This window comes from Duganella sp. GW822-FHT06D06 (assembly GCF_058799615.1).
On record NZ_JBXALQ010000020.1, the window covers coordinates 55,422 to 77,192 of the forward strand.

16 protein-coding genes are annotated in these 21,771 nt (G+C 65.7%); 11 read left to right on the forward strand and 5 right to left on the reverse strand.

From position 1 onward, the window contains the following. Nucleotides 1–258: 258 nt before the first annotated feature. The 9 genes from AC1RMD_RS26765 (at nt 259) to AC1RMD_RS26805 (ending at nt 12,140) form a co-directional block, all read left to right on the forward strand. Nucleotides 259–1,911: a methyl-accepting chemotaxis protein gene (locus AC1RMD_RS26765; protein ID WP_492931135.1), complete on the forward strand. Its 1,653-nt coding sequence runs from the start codon at nt 259–261 to the stop codon at nt 1,909–1,911. A 44-nt stretch (nt 1,912–1,955) separates the two neighbouring features. Then, on the forward strand, nt 1,956–2,522 hold the full coding sequence (locus AC1RMD_RS26770; RefSeq protein WP_492931137.1) for a GNAT family N-acetyltransferase: 567 nt from the start codon (nt 1,956–1,958) through the stop codon (nt 2,520–2,522). A gap of 76 nt (nt 2,523–2,598) precedes the next feature. Further along, nucleotides 2,599–4,788 carry a TonB-dependent siderophore receptor gene (locus AC1RMD_RS26775; RefSeq protein WP_492931139.1) on the forward strand — a complete coding sequence of 730 codons (2,190 nt, stop codon included), beginning with the start codon at nt 2,599–2,601 and terminating at the stop codon, nt 4,786–4,788. Between the two features lie 176 nt (nt 4,789–4,964). Then, nucleotides 4,965–6,212, forward strand: coding sequence for an efflux RND transporter periplasmic adaptor subunit (locus AC1RMD_RS26780; protein WP_492931141.1), 1,248 nt, complete (start codon nt 4,965–4,967; stop codon nt 6,210–6,212). A gap of 30 nt (nt 6,213–6,242) precedes the next feature. Next, nucleotides 6,243–6,905 carry an ABC transporter ATP-binding protein gene (locus tag AC1RMD_RS26785; protein ID WP_445232357.1) on the forward strand — a complete coding sequence of 221 codons (663 nt, stop codon included), beginning with the start codon at nt 6,243–6,245 and terminating at the stop codon, nt 6,903–6,905. A 9-nt stretch (nt 6,906–6,914) separates the two neighbouring features. Continuing rightward, nucleotides 6,915–8,153: an ABC transporter permease gene (locus AC1RMD_RS26790; protein WP_492931143.1), complete on the forward strand. Its 1,239-nt coding sequence runs from the start codon at nt 6,915–6,917 to the stop codon at nt 8,151–8,153. Further along, the gene (locus AC1RMD_RS26795; protein ID WP_492931145.1) at nt 8,150–9,358 is read left to right on the forward strand and encodes an ABC transporter permease; all 1,209 of its coding nucleotides are present in this window, start codon (nt 8,150–8,152) and stop codon (nt 9,356–9,358) included. The genes AC1RMD_RS26790 and AC1RMD_RS26795 overlap by 4 nt, the downstream gene beginning before the upstream one ends. Nucleotides 9,359–9,372: 14 nt before the next feature. Next, on the forward strand, nt 9,373–10,797 hold the full coding sequence (locus AC1RMD_RS26800; RefSeq protein WP_492931147.1) for a sigma-54-dependent transcriptional regulator: 1,425 nt from the start codon (nt 9,373–9,375) through the stop codon (nt 10,795–10,797). Then, nucleotides 10,794–12,140: a sensor histidine kinase gene (locus tag AC1RMD_RS26805; RefSeq protein ID WP_492931149.1), complete on the forward strand. Its 1,347-nt coding sequence runs from the start codon at nt 10,794–10,796 to the stop codon at nt 12,138–12,140. The genes AC1RMD_RS26800 and AC1RMD_RS26805 overlap by 4 nt, the downstream gene beginning before the upstream one ends. 93 nt (nt 12,141–12,233) lie before the next feature. Here the strand turns inward: AC1RMD_RS26805 and AC1RMD_RS26810 are convergent, their stop codons facing one another. After that, a complete protein-coding gene (locus AC1RMD_RS26810) occupies nt 12,234–12,686 on the reverse strand; it encodes a hypothetical protein (protein ID WP_492931151.1) in 453 nt (150 codons plus the stop codon). Nucleotides 12,687–12,882: 196 nt separating this feature from the next. On the opposite strand from AC1RMD_RS26810, the gene AC1RMD_RS26815 reads away from it, so the two are divergent. Further along, entirely contained in the window at nt 12,883–14,283 is a 1,401-nt protein-coding gene (locus AC1RMD_RS26815; protein ID WP_492931153.1) for an L-cystine transporter, read from the forward strand. 19 nt (nt 14,284–14,302) lie between these two features. Here AC1RMD_RS26815 and AC1RMD_RS26820 read toward each other — a convergent pair whose 3' ends face one another. Then, a complete protein-coding gene (locus AC1RMD_RS26820; protein ID WP_492931155.1) occupies nt 14,303–15,031 on the reverse strand; it encodes a hypothetical protein in 729 nt (242 codons plus the stop codon). Nucleotides 15,032–15,171: 140 nt separating this feature from the next. Between AC1RMD_RS26820 and AC1RMD_RS26825 the strand changes: the two genes are divergently transcribed. Then, complete coding sequence (locus AC1RMD_RS26825) at nt 15,172–15,384, forward strand: hypothetical protein (RefSeq protein ID WP_492931157.1); 213 nt, start codon at nt 15,172–15,174, stop codon at nt 15,382–15,384. 46 nt (nt 15,385–15,430) lie between these two features. Here the strand turns inward: AC1RMD_RS26825 and AC1RMD_RS26830 are convergent, their stop codons facing one another. The 3 genes from AC1RMD_RS26830 to AC1RMD_RS26840 form a co-directional block, all read right to left on the reverse strand. After that, nucleotides 15,431–16,843 carry an OmpP1/FadL family transporter gene (locus AC1RMD_RS26830; protein ID WP_492931159.1) on the reverse strand — a complete coding sequence of 471 codons (1,413 nt, stop codon included), beginning with the start codon at nt 16,841–16,843 and terminating at the stop codon, nt 15,431–15,433. 227 nt (nt 16,844–17,070) lie between these two features. Then, entirely contained in the window at nt 17,071–20,295 is a 3,225-nt protein-coding gene (locus tag AC1RMD_RS26835; RefSeq protein WP_492931161.1) for an efflux RND transporter permease subunit, read from the reverse strand. A 3-nt stretch (nt 20,296–20,298) separates the two neighbouring features. After that, nucleotides 20,299–21,522 (reverse strand): efflux RND transporter periplasmic adaptor subunit, encoded by a 1,224-nt coding sequence (locus AC1RMD_RS26840; RefSeq protein WP_492931163.1) that lies wholly within the window; start codon nt 21,520–21,522, stop codon nt 20,299–20,301. Nucleotides 21,523–21,771: the final 249 nt, after the last annotated feature.

Below are 21,771 nucleotides of genomic sequence, written 5' to 3' on the forward strand. Positions count from 1 at the left end.
CACAGCCAGCGGCGTGATCGATGGGCCATGAGTAGTTTATTTCGCAAGAAACAGGAGTTTCGATCATAGCATGACGCCTCCGCCATGCAGCCGATTTATTGCCATGCAACAAATCTTAATGTATATTCACGGCCCACAACCTGAAGCACGGCGACCGCCCCATCCCCGCGATCGCCAGCCCTCCCTGGCCCCGCACCCGCCAACGCGCCCTGCTCCGCGCAGCGGAACGCATGTTTTCACGAGAAACAGAATCACACCATGAACATCAAGCATCTCACAGTAAGTACCCGGCTGGGCCTGGGTTTCGGCGCCATCCTGTTGATGCTGGCCATCGCCAGCGTGCAAAACATCGCCAGCCTCGGCAGGCTCAACGACGGCACCGACGCCATCGTCACGGAAAACTACACCAAGGTGGCGCTGGCGCAGACCATCCTCAACCACAACAACACGAGCGCCCGCGCGCTGCGCAACGCGCTGCTGATCCACGACGACGCCGCGGCCGCCAAGGAGCTGGCGGTCATCGCCGACCAGCGCAAGGAAATCGACGCCGGCACGCAAACGCTGGGCACCATGGTCAAGTCCGCAACCGGACGCCAGCTGTTCGCGGCCGTGCAAGCCACGCGCGCGCCCTACGAGGCGGCGCTCGATGAAGTGATGCGCAAGCGCCGCGCCGACGACTTCGACGGCGCCGTCGACAGCATGCTGACGCAGATGCCCGGCCTGCAACTGGCCTATATGAACAGCCTGGACGCGCTGATCGCGCACCAGAGCGCAGCGATGGAAAAAGGCCGCCTGAAAGCGGACGCCACCTACGTCGAGGCGCGCAACTTCGCCATCGTGCTGGGCCTGCTGTCGCTGGCCATCGGCGTGGCGGCGGCGGCGCTGATCTCGCGCCAGCTGCTGCGCCAGCTGGGCGGCGAACCGGCGCACGTGGCCGGCATCGCCAGCCGGATCGCCGCCGGCGACCTGGCCGTTCCCATCGCCACCCGCAGCGGCGACCAGCGCAGCCTGCTGTTCGCGATCCAGGCCATGCGCGACAGCCTGGCCGGCATCGTCGGCCAGGTGCGCGGCGGCGCCGATGCCATCGTCACCGCGGCCACCGAGATCGCGGCCGGCAACCTGGACCTGTCCTCGCGCACCGAGCAGCAGGCCAGCTCGCTGGAGGAAACCGCCTCGTCGATGGAGGAGCTGACCGCCACCGTCAAGCAAAACACCGAGAGCGCGCGACTGGCCAATACGCTGGCCGCGTCCGCCTCGCAGATCGCCGTCGAAGGCGGCGCGGTGGTGGCCAACGTGGTGCGCACCATGGGCGAGATCAACGACTCGGCCAGGAAGATCGTCGACATCATCAGCGTGATAGACGGCATCGCCTTCCAGACCAACATCCTGGCGCTGAACGCGGCGGTGGAAGCGGCGCGCGCCGGCGAGCAGGGGCGCGGCTTTGCCGTGGTCGCCACCGAAGTGCGCACGCTGGCGCACCGTTCGGCGGCGGCGGCCAAGGAAATCAAGGCGCTGATCGACGATTCCGTGAACAAGGTCGCCACCGGCACCGAGCTGGTCGGCGAAGCCGGCGCGACGATGGAGCGCATCGTCGCCGCCGTCCAATCCGTCACCGGCATCATGGGCGAGATCAGCATCGCCAGCCACGAGCAGGAAGCCGGCATCGAGCAGATCAACCAGGCCATCGCCGAGATGGACACGGTGACGCAGCAGAACGCCGCGCTGGTCGAACAAGCCGCCGCCGCCGCCGAGGCGCAGCAGGACCAGGCGCATCACCTGGTGCAACTGGTGGGCGTGTTCAAGCTGGCCTCGGACCGCCGCGCGACGCCGGTCCGCAGCCTGGCCCAACGCCAGCCATTCCCGCTGGCGCTGGGCGCGCCGCACCGGCGGCACGAGCGCGAAGCCGCCTAGGCCGGATGCTGGCGGACCGGGCGTCCGCCAGCTACAATCGGTCGATGAGCCAATTACACATCGACCTGCACATCGAGCTGCTGGAGCCTGCCGGCTTCGACGATTTTCTCCGCTACCTCAACGATCACCTGTCCGACAACGGCCAGGGCGACAGCGCGTACTTCCAGCCGCTGCCGCGCGCCGACTCGCGCTTCCCCGCCGACAAGGCCGACGCCTTCCGCACCGGCATGCAGACGCCGCTGGACTCGCCCGGCTGGCGCCGCGTGTGGCTGGCGCGCGCCGCCGACGGCCGCATCGCCGGCCACATCGACCTGCGCGCCCATCCCGAGCGCCACGCCACCCACCGCTGCCTGCTGGGCATGGGCGTGGACCGCGGCTTCCGCCAGCACGGCCTCGGCAGCCGCCTGATCGACCACGCCGCGCACTGGGCGCGCGCATCGGCGCAACTCGCTTGGATCGACCTGCAAGTGCTGTCCGTGAACACGCCGGCGATCCGGCTCTACCGCAGCAAAGGCTTCGAGCAAACCGGCGAGATCCCCGACCTGTTCCGCATCGACGGCCATCGCTTCGCCTACGCCGGCATGAGCAAACGCCTTGACAGCACCATATGAGAATGATTATCATTCGCGTATTTAACTGAGAAGCCCGCCGCCGCCAGCCCCACTCTCGTCTTTTTACGGGATACGGATGGACAAGCATAAGTTGGACCGGCTGGCGATCTTGATGGGGCTGGCCATGCCCCTGGCGGCGCAGGCGCAGATTGCGGCCGAAACGAGCACGGCGGTCATGCCGCAGATTGAAGTGCACGGCCAGAGCCTGGGCGCCACCACCGAAGGCACGGCTTCCTACACCACCGGCAAGGCCAGGACCGCCCTGCCGCTGAACATGGCGCTGCGCGACACGCCGCAATCGATCTCGGTGGTGACCCAGCAACGCATCGAAGACCAGGGCCTGCGGACGGTGACCGACGTCGTCAACAACGTCACCGGCGTCGCCGTCAACCAATACGAAACCAACCGCGCCGGCTTCACCGCGCGCGGCTTCGATATCGACAACCTGCAGATCGACGGCGTCCCGACCACCTGGGACCAGCCGTGGAGCTCGGGCGAAGTGCTGGGCAGCCTGGCCACCTACGACCGCGTGGAAGTGGTGCGCGGCGCCACCGGCCTGATGACCGGCGCCGGCAATCCGTCCGCCGCCATCAACCTGGTGCGCAAGCGCGCCGGCAGCAAGCAGCTGACCGGCTCGGCCGAGCTCGGCATCGGCAGCTGGAGCGAACGGCGCGCCATGGCCGACGTCTCCACCCCGCTGAACCAGGCCGGCAGCGTGCGCGCCCGCGTGGTGGGCGAATACCAGGCCGGCGACAACTGGGCCCGGCTGATGACGAAGAACAGCCATACGCTGTATGGCACGGTGGAAGCGGACCTGGGCCGCAACACCCTGCTGTCGGCCGGCTACAGCCGCCAGCAGACCGCTCCCAAGGGGCCGATGTGGGGCGGCCTGCCCTACTGGTACACCGACGGCAGCAAGACCAACTGGGACCGTTCGAAAACCTCGGCCGCCGGCTGGACCCGCTGGGGCACGGAGTACGACAACTTCTTCGCCAACCTCGACCACGAATTCGACAACGGCTGGAAGCTGCGCGCCAGCTACAGCCACGGCGACCGCAAGGCCGATTCCGCGCTACTGTACCTGTCCGGCATCCCCGACCGCGTCACCGGCCTCGGCATGGGCGCGTTCGCCGGCGCCTACCATACGCATACCAAACAGGACGACTTCGGCCTGCACGCCAACGGCCCGTTCACGCTGGGCGGCCGCAAGCACGAGGCGGCGTTCGGCGCCATGCATTCGAAGCAGCAATTCAGCACCGACAGCTACGACGCCGATTTCGGCCCCGGCGGCACGCCGGACGTGGGCAACTTCAACACCTGGAACGGCGGCTATCCGGCGCCGACATGGAGCGCAGCCCAATTCTACGAAAGCAGCGTCACCAGGCAGCAAGCCTTGTACGGCGTGGCGCGCTTCTCGCTGGCCGATCCGCTCAAGCTGATCGTCGGCGCCCGCGTGAGCGACTACGACAAGACCGGCACCGGCCGCTACACGTCCGCCTACCAGCTCAAGCACGACCATCAGCTGACGCCGTATGCCGGCCTGGTCTACGACCTCAACGACAACTACTCGGCCTACGCCAGCTACACCAGCATCTTCCAGCCGCAGAACCTGAAGGACATCGCCGGCAGGAACCTCGACCCGATCGAAGGCAAGAGCGCCGAGGCCGGCATCAAGGGCGAGTTCTTCGAAGGCCGCCTGAACGCATCGTTCGCGCTGTTCCAGATCAAGCAGAACAAGCTGGGCCAGGAAGCCGGCCTGGTCGACCGCGACGGCAACGGGCCGCTGGCGCCCGAGGCCTGGTACCGCGCCGCCACCGGCGCCACCAGCCGCGGCGTCGAGTTCGACATCGCCGGCCAGTTGGCCAAAGGCTGGAACGCCAGCATCGGCTACACCCGCTTCCACGCCGAGGATGCGGCCGGCAAGGACATCAACAGCGTCTACCCGCGCCAGCTGCTGCGCGCATTCACCACCTGGCAATTGCCGGACGACTGGAAGGCATTGACCCTGGGCGGCGGCGTCAACTGGGAGGGCCGCGGCTACATGACCGATCCGAACGCGCCCGCCAACAGCGGCGGCCGGATCGAACAGCCGGCCTATGCGCTGGTGAACCTGATGGCGCGCTACGACATCAACCGCCAGTGGTCGGCGCAATTCAACCTCAACAACGCGCTGGATAAAACCCACTTCGGCATGTTCGCCGCCTATGGCGCGATCACCTACGCCGCCCCGCGCAGCGCAGCGCTCAGCCTCAAGTACCGCTTCTAGGCAGACGGGGGTGTCCGTTACCGGACAGTGTTGAACGGAGACGGGCAGGCGCGCGCCTCCGGCCCGGCCGGCGGCCGCGCGCCGGAGCCTTGATTTGACTGGCTTTGCGGCCATCCGCGCCATGTGGCACGGCAATTGCAATAGTGAGCACATCTTCAGCTCTTTATCGCATCCCCATGGACCAGGCGCTCAACCCCTCTATCATCTCCGGCCGCCGGCGCAAGACCGTCATGGTGCTGGCCGCCGCGCTGGCCACGCTGTGCGCCGCCGCGTGGGGCATCAACCGCGTGGTCAGCCCCAGCGTCGACGCCGGCAGCGTGCTGCTGGCCGAAGTCCGCGTCGGCAATATCGCCAACACCATCAACGCCTCCGGCATCGTCATCCCGGTCCACGAGGAACTGGTCTCCAGTCCGATCCAGACCCACGTCGCCAAGGTGCACGCCAAGCTGGGCCAGCAAGTCAAGGCCGGCGAGCTGCTGCTGGAACTGGACAACCGCACCATCGTGCTGGCGATCGACAGCATCCGCGAACAACTGGCCCAGCAGGAAAACCGCATCCTGGCGCTGACCCTGGAAATGGAACAGAAACGCAAGCAGATCGTCAGCGCCATCGAACTGCTGGAGCTGGACCTGCAAGCGACCCGCGTCAAGCTGGGCCGCTACCAGACGCTGCGCAAGGCCGGCGGCGTCTCGGCCGAGGACTTGCTGACGGCCGAGCTGAACGTCCAGCGCACCGAGATCCAGCTGCGCCAGCAGCACGAACAGATCGACGACGGCAAGCGCGTCACCTCGTCCAACATCGAAGGCGCGCGGCTGCAAAAGAACATCCTGCAAAAGCAGCTGCAGCAGCAACAGGAACTGCTGACGCAAACCCAGGTGCGCGCGCCCTTCGCCGGCATGCTGAGCTGGTTGCTGGCCGACGAAGGCGCCAGCCTCGCCACCGGCCAGCTGGTGGCCAAGGTCTCCGAGCTGAACAACTACAAGGTCGAAGCCTCGCTGTCCGACTTCCACGCCCGCGCCCTCGGCGCCGGCCAGCCGGTGCGCGTCGAGCAGGGCAATGTGCGGCTGGACGGCGTGGTGCAGACCATCCTGCCGGAAATCCAGAACGGCAGCGTCAAGCTGCTGGTCACCCTGGCCCAGCCCAACCATCCTATGCTGCGCAACAAGCTGCGGGTGGAAGTGAACATCGTCACCGAGCAAAAACAGAACACCCTGCTGGCCGACTACGGCCCCGCCTTCAACGGCCGCGGCCCGCAGGACATCTTCGTGGTGCGCAACGGCACGGCCCACAAGACCACGCTCAACATCGGCGCCAGCGACGGCAAGGCCGTGGAAATTTTGGCCGGCGCCCGCGCCGGCGACCGCCTCATCATTTCAGACACCACCCGCTACAAGGAACGCGACAGCATCCGCGTCGCCCACTAGCCCCAATCACCGCATCGAAAGGACAGCATCATGATACGCCTGAGCAAAGTCAGCAAAACCTATCAAACCGACAAAGTCGAAACCCTGGCCCTGAAAGACATCGATCTGCACGTCGAGAAATCGGAATTCGTCTGCATCATGGGCCCCAGCGGTTGCGGCAAAAGTACGCTGTTGAACCTGATCGGCCTGCTGGACCGTCCAGGCAGCGGCGCCATCCACGTGGGCGGCGCGCCGGTGGCCTCGTACAAGGACAAGCATGTGGCCAAGCTGCGCAACAACACCTTCGGCTTCATCTTCCAGAGCTTCCACCTGATCAACGACCTGCGCGTGATCGACAACGTCGAGCTGCCGCTGCTGTACCGCGACCTGTCGGCCAAGAAGCGCCAGCGGCTGGCGCGCGAGGCGCTGGAAAAAGTCGGCCTCGGCGCCCGCATGGACCACTACCCCAACCAGCTGTCGGGCGGCCAGCAGCAGCGCGTGGCGATCGCCCGCGCCATCGTCGGCCAGCCGCAGGTGTTGCTGGCCGACGAGCCGACCGGCAACCTGGACAGCAAGATGGGCCAGGAAGTGATGGACATCCTGCTCAAGCTCAACAGCGAAGGCACGACCGTGGTGATGGTCACCCACGACGAGCAGGAAGCCAAGCTGGCCAGCCGCATCGTGCGCGTGTTCGACGGCCAGCTGGTCGCTTAAGGAGACGCCATGTTCAGGAATTACCTGCTGACCGCGTGGAAGGTCTTCATGCGCCGCAAGCTGTTCACCGCCATCAACCTGCTGTGCATCGTGCTGACGCTGGTGGTGCTGCTGGTGGTCACGGCGCTGCTGCAAAACGCTTTTTATCCGACCGGGGTGGAAGGCAAGAGCGACCGCTTCGTGCAAGCCATCATGATCGAAGCCCGCCACAGCGAGAACAAGGGCGTGCGCCGCAGCCCGCTCGGCTTCAAGCTGATCGACAAATACATCAAGCCGCTGCGGGGAGTTGAGGCGGTATCGGCCGTCACCCTGCCGGAAACCGTGTCGGTCTACCAGGAGGGCCGCGTCAGCGAACTGATGATGCGCCGCACCGACGCCGAGTACTGGAAAATCCTCGACTTCAAGGTGCTGCAGGGCCGCGTGCCGGACCAGGCCGACGTCGACCAGGGCCGCTTCGTGGCCGTGGTCAACGCCAGCACCGCGCGCAAGCTGTTCCCCGGCCAGCCGGCGCTGGCGCAGAAGATCAGCATCGGCGGCCAGTACTTCACCGTCATCGGCGTGGTCGAGGACGCCATGCACATCAACGCCTTCGCCGACATCTGGGCGCCGATCACCACCTTCCCGTCCACCGACTACCGCAGCCAGATGTTCGGCAACTTCGGCATGCTGGTGCTGGCGCACAATGCCGCCGACCTGCCGCGCATCCGGCGCGACATCGAAGCGGCCGCCAAGACCGTGGTGTTCGACGACCCCAAGGTCTACAACATCGCCCGCATCTGGGGCGACAGCAAGCTCGACCTGTTCTCCCGCATGCTGTTGCAGCGCGAAGGGGCCGATTCCGGCGCCGCCACGCTGCTGCTCATCATCGGCGGCCTGATGCTGCTGTTCATGGCGCTGCCGGCGCTCAACCTGGTCAACCTGAACACCGGCCGCATCCTCGAGCGCAGCAGCGAGATCGGCGTGCGCAAGGCCTTCGGCGCCACCAGCGGCCACCTGGTGCGCCAGCTGGTGCTGGAGAATGTGCTGCTGTGCCTGGCCGGCGGCCTGATCGGCCTGGCCTGCGCGCGGCTGGTGCTGTGGTGGCTCGAGGGCTCGGGCCTGATCCCCTACCTGCAGGTGGAACTGAACCTGGCCGTGTTCGGCATGGGCTTGTTGCTGGCGACCGTGTTCGGCCTGCTGTCCGGCGTGCTGCCGGCCTGGAAAATGTCCCGCCTCGACCCCGTCCACGCCTTGAAAGGAGCCGCATGATGCTGCGCCACTTATTGAAACTGATCTGGAAGCGCAAGTCGCGCAATATGATGCTGTCGCTGGAGATCCTGCTGGCCTTCGTGGTGGTGTTCGCCATCAGCGCGTTCGCCCTGCGCAGCTACCAGCTGTACCAGATGCCGACCGGCTTCGGCTACCAGAACCTGTGGTCGGTCGCGCTCAACGCCCGCACCGAGGGCGGCATCGAAGCCGATCCGCTGATCTACGACAAGCTGCGCCAGAGCCTGAAGGCCTTGCCGGAGGTGGAGGAAGTGAGCTTCACCAGCTTCCCGGTCTACCAGTCGTCGAACTGGACCAGCGAATTCACGCTGCGCGAGGGCAAGCGCAAGTTCGTCTCCAACCTGTTCGAGATGAGCGATGAATTTCCCGCCGTGGCCGACATGACGCTGGCCGAGGGCCGCTGGTTTTCCCGGGCGGACGACGGCGCGGTCGAACGGCCGGTGGTCATCAACCGCCGCCTGGCGCAGCAACTGTCCGGCGGCAAGCCGGTGCTCGGCCAGGTATTCAGCGAAGACGAGGACAATCCCAAGAAGGCGCTCAAGCAGTTCAGGGTGGTCGGCATCGTCGAGGAATTCCGCAGCCAGGGCGAGTTCATGTCGCCGACCAACTTCATGCTGGTGCGCCATCAGATCGGCGCCGGCGGCGGTTCGCTGGACGCGATCCAGCTCAAGGTGCGGCCCGGCACGCCGCGCACCTTCGAAGCGGCGCTCAACCGCCAGCTCAAGCTGGTGCGCAACGACTGGAGCTACACCATCTCGCCGACGGTCGACATGCGCACCTCGATGCTGAAGGCCCAGACCATTCCGCTGACGATACTGGCGGTGATCGCCGCCTTCCTGCTGGTGATGGTGGCGTTCGGCCTGTTCGGCGTGCTGTGGCAGAACACCACCCAGCGCATCCCGGAGATCGGCCTGCGGCGCGCCATCGGCGCCGATTCCGGCCACATCTACAGCCAGATCATCGTCGAGCAGATGCTGCTCAGTTCCGGCGCCATCGTCATCGCGCTGCTGTTGCTGGTGCAGCTGCCGCTGACCGGCGTGCTGGGCGACAGCCTGAACTGGGCGGTGTTTTTGATGGCGACCGCGCTATCGGCCAGCGTGATCTATCTGCTATCCTTGCTCTGTTCGCTCTATCCGGGCTGGCGCGCCGCGCGCCTGAGCCCGACCCAGGCGCTGCACTATGAATAAGGCTGTTTGAATTGATGGAACCATCCCCTAAGCAATGCATCCTGATCGTCGACGACGACAGCGCGGTACAGGTGTCGCTGGCGCTGCTGCTCAAGCAGTCCGGCTTCGACACCGTGTGCTGCGACGATCCGCAGCAGGCGCTGGCGCAGCTGGCGCGCCAGAGCGCCGACCTGGTGCTGCAGGATATGAACTTCTCGCTGCGCACCAGCGGCGAGGAAGGCTTGCAGCTGCTTGGCGACATCAAGCAGCTGCAGCCGGCGTTGCCGGTGTTGCTGATGACGGCCTGGGGTTCGATCGCGCTGGCGGTCAAGGGCGTGCAGGCGGGCGCCGCCAACTTCTTCACCAAGCCGTGGGACAACGCCCAGTTGGTGGAACTGATCCGCACCACGCTGGACATCGCCGCGCCCGCCCCGGCCGGCTGTCCGACGCGCGCCGCGCTCGACGCCCAGTTCGATTTCAGCGGCATCGTCGGCGAGCATCCGCGGCTGTTGAAGGTGCTGTCGACCATCGGCCAAGTCGCGGCCACCAGGGCGCCGGTGCTGATCCTGGGCGAGAGCGGCTGTGGCAAGGAGCTGATCGCCGACGCCCTGCACCGCAACAGCCCGCGCGCTGCGCGCCCCATCGTCAAGATCAACATGGGGGCGATCACGCCGTCGCTGTTTGAAAGCGAGATGTTCGGCCACGTGCGCGGCGCCTTCACCGACGCCAAGACCGACCGCAAGGGCCACGTCGCCAGCGCGCACGAGGGCACGCTGTTCCTCGACGAGATCGGCGAGCTGAACCGCGCCGACCAGGTCAAGCTGCTGCGCGTGTTGCAGGACCAGACTTACCAGGCGGTCGGCGCCAGCCGCATGGAGCGGGCCGACATCCGCGTGGTGTCGGCCACCAACCGCGAGCTGGCCGAGCTGGTCGCCAGCGGCGAGTTCCGCGAAGACCTGTTCTACCGCCTCAACCTGATCACCATCCGCCTGCCGCCGCTGCGCGAACGGCGCAGCGACATTCCGCTGCTGGCGCGCCACATCATCGTCCAGGTGGCGGAAAGTTATGGCCTGGGCCCGGCCAGCATCGCGCCGGCCGCGCTCGAATGGCTGAGCGCGCAGCCATGGCCCGGCAATATCCGCCAGCTCAAGCAGACGCTGGAGCGCACGCTGCTGCTGGTCGGCAAGAGCGAACTGAAACAGGCCGACTTCATCGCCGCCGAGCAGCATCAGAACGACGGCGGCGGCGTGCCGCGTTCGTCCAGCCTGGGCGTGGACGGCATGACCCTGGAACAGGTGGAGCGCCACATGATCGCCAAGGCGCTGGAACAGCACCAGGGCAATATCTCGCGCGTGGCCAAGGCGCTGGGCCTGAGCCGCACCGCGCTGTACCGGCGGCTGGAACGCCACGGCCTGGGCGGCGACGCCGGGTCCGAGTCCGAGCACGAAGCGCGCGCATGAGCCTGCGCCGCAGCCTGTATGGCTACCTGAGCGCCGCCCATCTGCTGTTCCTGGGCCTGACCATCAGCCTGTTCCACCAGGCGCCGCTGCTGATGCTGGGGCTGGAAGCGGTGGTGCTGCTGAGCTTTGCGCTGGGCGTGCTGCTGATCCGGCGCGCGCTGGAGCCGCTGAGCTACACCCGCCACTTCCACGACCTGCTGCAAGACCAGCACTACGCGGCGCGCCTGCAGCAAAGCGGCGATCCGCAGTTGAACGAACTGGTCCAGCTGTTCAACACCATGCTGGGCGCGCTGTACCAGGAGCGCTTGCAGCTGGGCGAGCAGCAGGGCTTCCTCGACCGCCTGCTGGAGGCGACGCCGAGCGCGGTGATCGTGTTCGATTTCGACGGCCGCATCAGCCTGCTCAACGCCAGCGCCCACGCGCTGCTCAAGCTGGACGACGCCAAGGGCAAGCCGCTGTCCGCCTGCCTGCCGGCCGACGCCGACCCGCACCACCCCGGCCTGCTGGCCCAGCTCGACGCGCTGCCGCTGGGCGACAGCCAGCTGTTGACCGACACCGACGGCCGCCGCTACCGAGGCCAGCGGGGCCACTTCTACGACCGCGGCTTCGCCCGCCACTTCCTGTTGATCGAGGAGTTGACGGCCGAACTGGAAAGTTCGGAGAAAGCCACCTACGACAAGCTGATCCGCGTACTGGCGCACGAGGTCAACAACACGGTGGCGGCCACCGGTTCGGTGCTCGATTCGCTGCTGTACTACCGCAGCCAGCTGGCCGAGCGCGACGGCGAGGACTTCAGCACCGCCATCGTCGCCGTCAAGCGCCGCAACGTCAGCCTGGGCGAGTTCATCGAGCGCTTCACGCGGGTGGTCAAGATGCCGGCGCCGGAGCTGCGGCCCAACGCCGTGCGCGCCATCATGGACGACATCCTCTACCTGTACCGCGAGCCGTGCCGCAGCCGCGGCATCCGCATCGCCTGGCAGCGCTGCGACGAGGTGCCGGCGATCGCCCTCGACCGCCACCTGATGGAGCAGGCGCTGCTGAACGTGGTCAAGAACGCGATGGAGGCGGTGGAAGCACAGGCGGCCGGCGAGAAGACGATCGAGTTCGTGCTGGCCAGCGAGGCCGGCGGCGTGCGGCTGTCGGTGATCGACTCCGGCGACCTGCTGGGCGACGTACCGGCGCGGCAGTTGTTCACCCCCTTCTTCACCACCAAGAAAGGCGGCCAGGGCATCGGCCTGCTGTTCGTGCGGGAAGTACTGAACCGGCACGGCTACAGCTACCGCCTGGCCGCCACCGGCCAAGGCACAACCCGCTTCGACATCTGGTTAAGCGGAGGTCAATAAGCGGGGGTCAAGTCTGACATTCGGACACGGGCTCTGCCGTAGCACTGGCTACGGCAGAGCCCGTGTCCGAATGTCAGACTTGACCCCCTTGGTTTATTTGATGCGCTTGACGCGCGGGGCGGTGCGGGCGCCGTCGATGTCCATGTAGATCGCGCCCATCAGGCCGCGCTCGACCTTGACCTTGGGATTGACCAGGCTTAGGTCTTCCTGGCTGTCGTCGTTGATCATCCACACCTGGCCGTTGGCCAGGCGGATGCGCTGCTTCGGCACCCAACCATCGAAGTTGCCGACGATGCTGCTTTCTATCGAGTCGAGCTTGATGGTGGTCGACAAGCTTTCAGCGCCGAAACTGCGCTCCAGATCCACCTTGGCCGGCGCCGCCGCCACCGCCGCCGTTGCCGCAACCGTGGCCGGCGCACCCAGCTGGATCGCATCGTAGCAACTCAAGCGGGCAGGACCGTCGGTCAACTGCCGGCAACGCAACATGGCGCCATCATCGGCCAGGGCCGCGCTCGAAACTAACATCAGGGCCAACAGGGATTTCATCGCAGCTCTTCCATGAATTTGATTGTGTGGCGATTATATAAGCGAAACGGCCTCTTCAGGCTAACCGGCCCCGGACCTGGAATGAAAACTGCATAACGATATCGCCAAATATTCGTCTTTTGGCGGATGGCGCCAGCGTGCCGGTCGGCATTCGCATATAAAATAAGCGCTTCACAGCGGCAGCAAAGGGCAATCCATGACGATCAACGTAATTCTCAACCTGCTGGCGGCGCTCGCCTTGCTGGGCGCGCTGTATGCACTGCAGCGCCGCCATGCGTCCTTTTCGGTGCGGGTGTTCACCGGCATGGGGCTGGGCGTGCTGCTGGGCGCCGCGCTGCAAGCGCTGTACGGCGCCAGCGCGACCGAACTGAAGACCACCGGCGACTACCTCGACATCGTCGGCTCCGGCTACGTCAAGCTGCTGCAAATGATCATCATGCCGCTGATTATGGTGTCCATCATTTCCGCCATCATCAAGCTCAAGGGCATCAACTCGCTGGGCAAGATCAGCGCGCTGACCATCGGCCTGCTGATGCTGACCACGCTGATCGCGGCCGGCCTCGGCATCCTGATGGCCAAGCTGTTCCAGCTGAGCGCGGTCGGCCTGACCGCCTCCAGCGCCGACGTCGCGCGCGGCGTCTACCTGCAAGGCAAGGTCGAGGCGGCGCAGGCGATCTCGCTGCCGGGCATGCTGCTGAGCTTCATCCCGGCCAATCCCTTCCTCGACATGACGGGCGGCCGCAAGACCTCGACCATCGCGGTGGTGATCTTCTCGGTGTTCATCGGCATCGCCGCCACCGGCATCCACGACAAGAAGCCGGATGTGTTCGCCTCCTTCGAGCGCTTCATCCAGGTCGCCCACGCCATCGTCATGCGCATCGTCACGCTGGTGCTGCGGCTCACGCCCTACGGCGTGTTCGCGCTGATGGCGCAAGTGGTGTCGAGCTCCAGCTACACCGACATCCTGCACCTGATCGACTTCGTGCTGGCCTCGTACAGCGCGCTGATCCTGATGTTCTGCGTGCACCTGGCGCTCGTCGCCGGCGCCGGCCTCAACCCGGCCCGCTACGTGAAGAAAATCCTGCCGGTGCTGACCTTCGCCTTCACCTCGCGCAGCAGCGCCGGCGCCATCCCGATGAGCGTGCAGACGCAGACGCTGCGCCTGGGCACCTCGGAAGGCATCGCCAACTTCGCCGCCTCGTTCGGCGCCACCATCGGCCAGAACGGCTGCGCCGGCATCTACCCTGCCATGCTGGCGGTGATGATCGCGCCCACCGTCGGCATCGACCCGTTCACGCTGGCCTTCATCGCGCCGCTGCTGGCGATCATCACCATCGGTTCGGTGGGCGTGGCCGGGGTCGGCGGCGGCGCCACCTTTGCCGCGCTGATCGTGCTGTCGTCGATGAACCTGCCGGTGGCCCTGGCCGGCCTGCTGATCTCGATCGAACCGCTGATCGACATGGGCCGCACCGCGCTCAACGTCAGCGGCTCGATCGCCGCCGGCACCGTCACCAGCCGGGTGCTGGGCGAGACCGACCTGGCCGTCTTCAACAGCGACGCCGAGCTGCCCATCGACAGCGACCGCAAGGCCGCCTGAACGATCGAAGCGCCGGCGCTTATTTCGCGTCGATGTCGACGTTGATGCCGTTTTCGGTGCCCGTCATCTGCACCCGGCTCAGTTTCGGTATGCCCGCAGCCGAGATCGTGTACGTGGTGGTGGTGGTGGCCCCGGCCTTGTTGTTGGCGTCGAAAACCTTGCTCAGCATTTGAAAATTGAGACTGCTGCTGTCGCTGCCGGCCGTGGTGACATAGGTGATTTTTTGCGTGTTGACCAGCGTGCGCCGGGTGCTGTCGGTGTAGCAGTTGAAGGACGCGATGTCGCCGCTCTGCCCGGCGGTGGCGCTGGCCGGATAGCCCGCCGAGCTGGTCGCCACGCAATATTCGTCCGACTCGGTCGAACCGATCGGCGCGTACTGGGGGTTCACGTACAACTGGCCGGAAACGCTCAGCGGCTGCGAAACGCCGGAACCGGCCAATGTTCCGCTGATGGTTTCCGTGGCTTGCAGCGCGGCAGCACCATTGAACGTGGCATTGACCGCGACGCCGAGCGTATAGGTGAGCGTGCCGCCCAACGGAATGACGGTGGCGCCATTGCTGGTGGTGCCCGTTATAGTCAGACTCGACTGCAGACCATGCGTGTAGGCGTAGCCCAGCGCTTGCTGCACGGGGAAGCTGGCGACCACCGGCGGCGCGACGGCGGCGCCGCCACCGCCGCCACCGCAGGCGACCAAGGTCATCGCCAGCAGCGCCGCCGGCGCCGTTTTTTTCGATAAATTCATGATCATGGGGTTACACCTCAGTTGGTTGGAATACCATGGCAGCCTAACATTGTTGCCATATGTAAAATCTATTCAATAATAACCAACATCGACGGAACCGCCGGCCGGCGGCGCGGTCTAATTTTTTCCCTTAGTTGAAAGGAAAAATGATGACTTCCCTAGCCCTTACCTCCCGACTTTTACTGGGCGCGGCCATGTCGCTTGCCTTGCTGGGCGGCTGCAACAAGCGTCCGGCGGACCAACCGCCCACGCCCAGCGTGACCACGCCTGAACCGGCCGCGCCGGCCACGACGCCGCCGCCGGCCACCACGCCGCCGGCGCAGCAAGGCAGCGCGCCGCCGCCCACCACCAATCAATAGGCGTAAAAAAAGGACCCGAAGGTCCTTTTCGCTACGACGTCCTGGATTAGAACTTGTAGTTGTAGGCGACGCCGATCAGCGACAGGTGGGTCTTGAACGTGCCGCGGGTGGTTTCACCGTTACCCGTGCAGGTGGTCGCCAGCGGGTTGCAGGCGTTGGTGTAGTTGATCTTCGCATCCTTGAAGTCCAGGAAGCTGTAGGCCAGGTCGATCGACGAGCGGGCGTTCAGCTTCCAGTTGGCGCCGAAGGAATACTGCATGCGGTCGCTGTCCGGCAGCGCCGGGTGGGTCAGCTCGGCGTTCTTGACCGGCGATTCGTCGTAGGCCAGGCCGGCGCGCAGGGTCAGGTTTTCGTTGTAGGCGTAGTTGCCGCCCAGCGAAACGCGCACGGTGTTCTTCCACTGCTGGCGGATCACTTCGGCGCCTTCGGTGGTGCCTGGGAACTGGATGTCCAGGTTGCCCAGGCGGTTGTGGCGCACGAAGGTCACGTCCGCCATGCCGGCCCACTTGGCGTCGAACTGGTGGAACACGTTGGCCGACAGCGTCTCAGGCGTACGCAGCGCTACCAGCGCGGCCGAGTTGGCCTTGTGCGACGCCGCTTGCAGCACGCCGTTGACGATAGGATCGTTGGTCACTGTCGAGAAGTCCCACACGGTGCTGCCGCGCAGCTGGTGCGAGATCGACGAGCGGTAGGTCAGGCCGAAGCGGGTGTTCTGGTCCAGCGTAAACAGATAGCCCAGGTTGAAGCCCCAGCCCCAGTCCTTGCCGTCGTTGGAGCCGTGGCCGTCGCGCGTCGCGCCCAGCAGTTTAGGGTTGCCGCCCAGCTGAGCGATCTGCTTGGCCAGCGCAAGCGAATTGGGCGTGCCCGCCAGCGCGGCGACCGAACCCGGCACGTCGACGGCCTGGCCCAGGTTGGCTTTCATGAATTCGGCGTCGATGCCGAAGCCGAAGGCGTGCTGTTCGTTCAGCTTGAACGACGCCGACGGGTTCAGCGTGACCGATTCCAGCTTGACGTCGGACAGCGCGTAGCGGCCGGTCCAGGTGTCGCCGTAGCTGATCTTGGTGCCGTATGGCACGAACATGCCGACGCCGACGGCCCACTTGTCGTTCAGTTTTTTGCTCAGGTAGAACGATGGCGCGGTGACCTGTTTCGGCACGTAGCCGCTGGCGGCGGTGCCGCCGGTCGGGGTGCCGGTGAAGCGGGTCGAGCCGCTGTCGGTAAAGGTCGAGTGCGGCACAACCATGGTGGCGCCGGCGCTGATCTGCATGCCGTCCAGGCGGGACATGCCGGCCGGGTTGTAGAAGATGGTGGTCGCATCGTTGGCTTCGGCGGCGCTGGAATCAGCCGTGCCTTGGGCCGCAACGCTCTGCGAGCCGAAACGATAGCCGGACGCGTTGGCGCCGGCGGACATGGCGCTGAGCGCGGCGGCAATGATCAGGGGGAGGTATTTGTGTTGCATGGTGGTCTCGCTTTTTATAAGTGGCGGCACTGCGCCAGGTTTTTCTGGATTCTTGCGCCAAAACCGGTGCAGGAGGCCAGCAGCATACTACATTTATAAAACGAAACAAAAGGCAAGTCGTTAGAGGAGAAACACTAATTAAAACCTTGAAACCGAGCAAGCGCTCTGCATCCTGGACGTAAAAAAAGGACCCGAAGGTCCTTTTTTAGTGTCGATGAAACAAGGACTTAATGCGGGTCCAGCGCGCCGGACGGCGGCAGGCCGCGGCCGCCCTTGCCGGTCACTTTGTACACCACCCACATCACCATGCGGAACACGAAGCGCACGAAGATCAGCGTCAGCAGGCCTTCGACCAGGGTCATGACCAGCGCCGGACCAGCCGTCCAGCGCAGCGCGCGGCGGTGGAACTTGGCGATGGCGCGGTCCTTGGCGATCTCGATGCTGTCGTAGAAGGTCGGCACCACCAGCAGGGTCAGGATGGTCGAGGTGATGGTGCCGCCGATGATGGCGATCGCCAGCGGACGGTAGAACTCGCCGCCCTCGCCCAGGCCCAGCGCGACCGGGAACATGCCGGCGATCAGCGCGAAGGTGGTCATCAGGATAGGACGCAGGCGCATGCGGCCAGCGTACATCAGCGCTTCCTCGCGGCCGTAGCCTTCTTCCTCGCGCTTGCGCGCCGCGTCCAGCAGCAGGATGGCGTTCTTGGCGACCAGGCCCATCAGCATGATGACGCCGATGAAGCTCATCAGGTTCAACGTGCTCTTGGTGGCCATCAGCGCCAGCACCACGCCGATCAGCGACAGCGGCAGCGACAGCATCACCGCCACCGGCGCCGTGAAGGAACCGAACTGCATGACCAGGATCAGGTACATCAGGCCGATGCCCATGACCAGCGCGATCCCCATTTCCGTGAACAGCTCGCTCTGGTGCTTGCCGTCGCCGCCCTGGTCCAGGCCATAGCCGGGCGGGAAGTCGATGGCGTTGGCCAGTTTCATGGCGTCGGCGTTCACCTCGCCCGGCGAACGGCCCTGCACGTTGGCCGACACGGTCACGGTGCGCTTGCCGTTCTTGTGCTCGATGGTGGACGGACCCTTGCCCATCGTGATCGTGGCGATCTGGTCCAGCGGCACCATCTGGTTGGTGCCGGTCACCGAGATCGGCAGGCGCTCGATGTTTTCCGCGCTGACGCGGTCTTCCGGCGCCAGCCGCACCGCGACGTCGCGCGATTCGCCGGTCGGATCGACCCAGTCGCCCACTTCGACGCCGGCGAACGCCACCCGCAGCGATTGCGCCGCATCGTTGACGGAAATGCCCATCGAGTTGGCCAGGCCGCGATTGAGTTCGATCTGCAACTCGTTCTTCGGATCCTGCTGCGACAGGCCGACATCCACCGCGCCCGGGACCTGGCGCAGCTTGTCCATAAAGGCGTTGGTGATCTCCATCAGGCGGCGCGAATCCGGGCCGGTGAATTCGATCTGCACCGGTTTGCCCTGGTTGCCCAGGTCGTCGACCACCGAGATCTCGGCGCCGGCGATATGGCCCATCTTTTCGCGCAGCTCGGCGCCGATCTGGAACGCGGTGCGCTTGCGGAACTGGCGCTTGCCGATGTCCAGGTAGATACGGCCGCCGCCGGCGCTGATGTTGGAGTTGGTGTCCTTGGTTTCAGGAATCGTGCGGGCGATGGCGGCGATGGTCTCCATCTTGCGGCGCGCGATCTCCACGCTGCCCGACGGCGGCATGCGCACGTCGATGGCGATGGTGCTGCGGTCGGCCGCCGGCAGGAAGCTGGAGCCGCCCCACTTGGCGTGCAGCACGATGGCGCCGACGAAGGTGCTGAACGCGATCACGGCCATCCAGCGGCGGTGATGCAGCGCCCAGGCGATCACGCGGCCGTAGCGGTCGGACTGCTGGTCGAACCAGTCGTTGAACCGCTGCAGCATCTTGCCCAGGCCTTTTTTCGGCGCCGTGTGGTGGTCGACCGGGTCGCCCCAGTAGGCCGACAGCATCGGATCGAGCGTGAACGAAATGCCCAGGCTGACCAGCACCGAGCAGGTCACCGTCAGCGCGAACGGACGGAACCATTCGCCGGAAATGCCCGGCATGAAGGCCACCGGAATGAACACGGCGATGATCGAGAAGGTGGTCGCGGCCACGGCCATGCCGATCTCGGCGGTGCCGTTCAGCGCCGCCGTGCGGCGGTCCGAGCCCATCTGCATGTGGCGCACGATGTTTTCCCGCACCACGATGGCGTCGTCGATCAGCACGCCGATCGCCAGCGACAGGCCCAGCAGGGTCATGAAGTTCAAGGTGAAGCCGCACAGCCACACCGCGATAAAAGCCGCCACCACCGAGGTCGGCAGGCTGAGCGCGGTGATCAAGGTCGAGCGCCACGAGTTCAGGAAGGCGTACACCACGAAGATGGTCAGCACCGCGCCCAGCACCAGCGATTCGATCACGTTGTTCAGGCTGCGCTGCGACTCGTCGCCGCCATCGCGGGTGATTTCCATCTTGGTGCCGGCCGGCAGCGTGGCGTTGATCGTCTTGATTTCCTCGCGCAGCTTGGCCGCCACCGACACCGTGCTGGCGTCGCGCGAACGGGAGATGGCGATGCCGACGTTGGGCTTGCCGCTGCGGATGCTCAGGCCGTTGACTTCGGCGAAGCCGTCCTCGATCGTGGCCAGTTGCGCCAGGCGCACCACTTCGTCGCCGCGGCGCTTGACCACCACGCTCTCGAATTCGCGCGGGGTGACGATGCGGCCCACCAGGCGGATGCTCTTCTCGTCGAGCACGCCGCGCACCTTGCCCACCGGCGCGTTGGTGTTCTGGTTGTGCAGCGCGCTGACCACCTCGCTGACCGAGACGTTGTATTCACGCAGCTTTTCCGCGTGCAGCAGCACCGACAGTTCGCGCTTGAGCGAACCGTTGACCCGCACCTGCGACACCCCGTCCACCGCGCGGAAGCGGTCCGACAGCATGTCCTCGGCCAGGCGCGAAATCTCGGCGTGGCTCTGGCTGGTCGACGACAGCGAGATCTGCATCACCGGATCCGAGGCCGGATCGATGCGCTGCAAGATCGGTTCGCGCATCTCCAGCGGCAGCTTGTAGCGCACCGAGGCGATCGCGTTGCGGATCTCGTCGGACGCCTCGATCAGGTTCTTCTTGAAGCTGAACTCGATGAAGATCTGCGCCGAGCCTTCGTCGGCCGAGCTCTCCAGCTTGGTCACGCCGGACAGCGCCTGCAGCGGCTTCTCCAGCCGGTTGACGATCTCGCGCTCGACCGTGTCGGGCGAGGCGCCCGGATACGGCACGCTGACGATGATGAACGGCACCTCGACGTCCGGATTCTGGTTGACGCGCAGCTTCTTCAGCGCCAGCAAGCCCAGGCACATCATGGCGACAATCAGGACGATGGTCGCGATCGGCCGTTTGATACTGAAATCGGATAAGAACATGGATCAGTTCCCTTTCGCAGCGGTGCTTGAGGCCGGCGCCGCCGAGGCCTGGGCCGCGCCGTTGCCGGCCGCCGCCACTTTCGGCGCGGTCAGCTCGACGCCCTGGCCATCCTTGTAGCCGGAGTTCGGCACGCGCAGCACGCGGTCGCCCGCGGCCAGGCCGCCGCGCACTTCCCACTGGCCGGTGCGCGGATCGCGCACGCCCATGTTCAGCGCGACCTTGCCCAAGGCCTTGCCGTTGACGCGCCAGGTGTAGGTATGGTCGCCGCTGGTCACCAGCGCCGAATCGGGGATCATCAAAGCGTTGGCGACGTTCGATTCCACCCGGCCTTCGGCGTACAGCCCGGCCACGCCCGGCATGTCCTTGCCGGCGAACTCGACCAGCACCTCCACCTGGCGCGTGACCGCATTGGCCGACGGATCGACCCGCTTGACGCGGCCGCCGAAGTCGCGGTTCTGGTAGCCGTTGATGCGGAAGCGGACCGGCTGGCCGACCTTGACCTCGCCGATCTTGTCGGCCGACACCAGGCCTTCGAAGCGCATGCTGGACGGATCGATCACCTTGATCAGTTCCTTGCCGATGCCGGCGGTGTCGCCGTTGGACACCTTGCGCTCGCTGACGACGCCGTCGAACGGCGCGCGCACCAGGGTGCGGGTCAGCTGCTGGCGGGCGGCCACCGAGCGCGACTTGGCGCCGGCCAGCTCGCTCTGGGCGTTGTTGCGGCGGATTTCGGAATCTTCCAGCGCCTGGGTCGACACCATGCCGGACGAACGCAGCGTTTTCTGGCGCTCGAACATGCGGGTGGCCTGCTCCAGCGTCTGCTGGGCGGCGCGGGTGGCTTCGTCGGCCGAGTTCAGGGCGTCGCGGATCGAGGTTTCGTCCAGCCGCACCAGGATGTCGCCCTTCTTGACGGCTTCGCCATTTTCTTTCATTACTTGCAACACCACGGCGCTCACTTCGGCGCGCAGGTCGGCCTTGCGTTCGGGCTGGACCGAACCGGTGATCACCGGACCGGACGCCAGCGCGTTGGTTTCGATGGTCAGCATGTCTTCCGGGGCCAGCGACAGCACGGCCGGGGTGGCGGACTTGCCATCCTTGCCGTCTTTGCCGTCCTTTGACGCGGTGGCCGAGGCGCTGGCGCCCGCCTTTTCAGGCTCCTTGGAGGACTTGCCGCAGGCAACCAGGGCTGAAGCGACGGCGAGAGCTAGAAGGGTTTTGCGCAACATACAGTTCTCCGAGAAAGTGGCACGTGGGTGCTCGACTACTTATTAAAGTTTTAGCCAGACTACAGGGCGCAGAGTATCTCCGACTGTCCGGTATCGGTCAATCAACGTGCGACTGGACGACAAAAAACGTGGCTGAATTGCCAAATGCTGGGATAAACGGTGAAATGTCAGAATAGCCGGGACCGGCCAAAAGAACAGGAAAAGCGGCGCGCCAGAGGGTGGCGCGCCAAGGCGGCGCGCCGCTCAATG

What these genes read in the sequence shown, in the direction of transcription:
- AC1RMD_RS26765 (WP_492931135.1), top strand. Translation starts at nt 259, where the DNA reads ATGAACATCAAGCATCTCACAGTAAGTACCCGGCTGGGCCTGGGTTTC.
- AC1RMD_RS26770 (WP_492931137.1), top strand. Translation starts at nt 1,956, where the DNA reads ATGAGCCAATTACACATCGACCTGCACATCGAGCTGCTGGAGCCTGCC.
- AC1RMD_RS26775 (WP_492931139.1), top strand. Translation starts at nt 2,599, where the DNA reads ATGGACAAGCATAAGTTGGACCGGCTGGCGATCTTGATGGGGCTGGCC.
- AC1RMD_RS26780 (WP_492931141.1), top strand. Translation starts at nt 4,965, where the DNA reads ATGGACCAGGCGCTCAACCCCTCTATCATCTCCGGCCGCCGGCGCAAG.
- AC1RMD_RS26785 (WP_445232357.1), top strand. Translation starts at nt 6,243, where the DNA reads ATGATACGCCTGAGCAAAGTCAGCAAAACCTATCAAACCGACAAAGTC.
- AC1RMD_RS26790 (WP_492931143.1), top strand. Translation starts at nt 6,915, where the DNA reads ATGTTCAGGAATTACCTGCTGACCGCGTGGAAGGTCTTCATGCGCCGC.
- AC1RMD_RS26795 (WP_492931145.1), top strand. Translation starts at nt 8,150, where the DNA reads ATGATGCTGCGCCACTTATTGAAACTGATCTGGAAGCGCAAGTCGCGC.
- AC1RMD_RS26800 (WP_492931147.1), top strand. Translation starts at nt 9,373, where the DNA reads ATGGAACCATCCCCTAAGCAATGCATCCTGATCGTCGACGACGACAGC.
- AC1RMD_RS26805 (WP_492931149.1), top strand. Translation starts at nt 10,794, where the DNA reads ATGAGCCTGCGCCGCAGCCTGTATGGCTACCTGAGCGCCGCCCATCTG.
- AC1RMD_RS26810 (WP_492931151.1), bottom strand. Translation starts at nt 12,686, where the DNA reads ATGAAATCCCTGTTGGCCCTGATGTTAGTTTCGAGCGCGGCCCTGGCC.
- AC1RMD_RS26815 (WP_492931153.1), top strand. Translation starts at nt 12,883, where the DNA reads ATGACGATCAACGTAATTCTCAACCTGCTGGCGGCGCTCGCCTTGCTG.
- AC1RMD_RS26820 (WP_492931155.1), bottom strand. Translation starts at nt 15,031, where the DNA reads ATGATCATGAATTTATCGAAAAAAACGGCGCCGGCGGCGCTGCTGGCG.
- AC1RMD_RS26825 (WP_492931157.1), top strand. Translation starts at nt 15,172, where the DNA reads ATGATGACTTCCCTAGCCCTTACCTCCCGACTTTTACTGGGCGCGGCC.
- AC1RMD_RS26830 (WP_492931159.1), bottom strand. Translation starts at nt 16,843, where the DNA reads ATGCAACACAAATACCTCCCCCTGATCATTGCCGCCGCGCTCAGCGCC.
- AC1RMD_RS26835 (WP_492931161.1), bottom strand. Translation starts at nt 20,295, where the DNA reads ATGTTCTTATCCGATTTCAGTATCAAACGGCCGATCGCGACCATCGTC.
- AC1RMD_RS26840 (WP_492931163.1), bottom strand. Translation starts at nt 21,522, where the DNA reads ATGTTGCGCAAAACCCTTCTAGCTCTCGCCGTCGCTTCAGCCCTGGTT.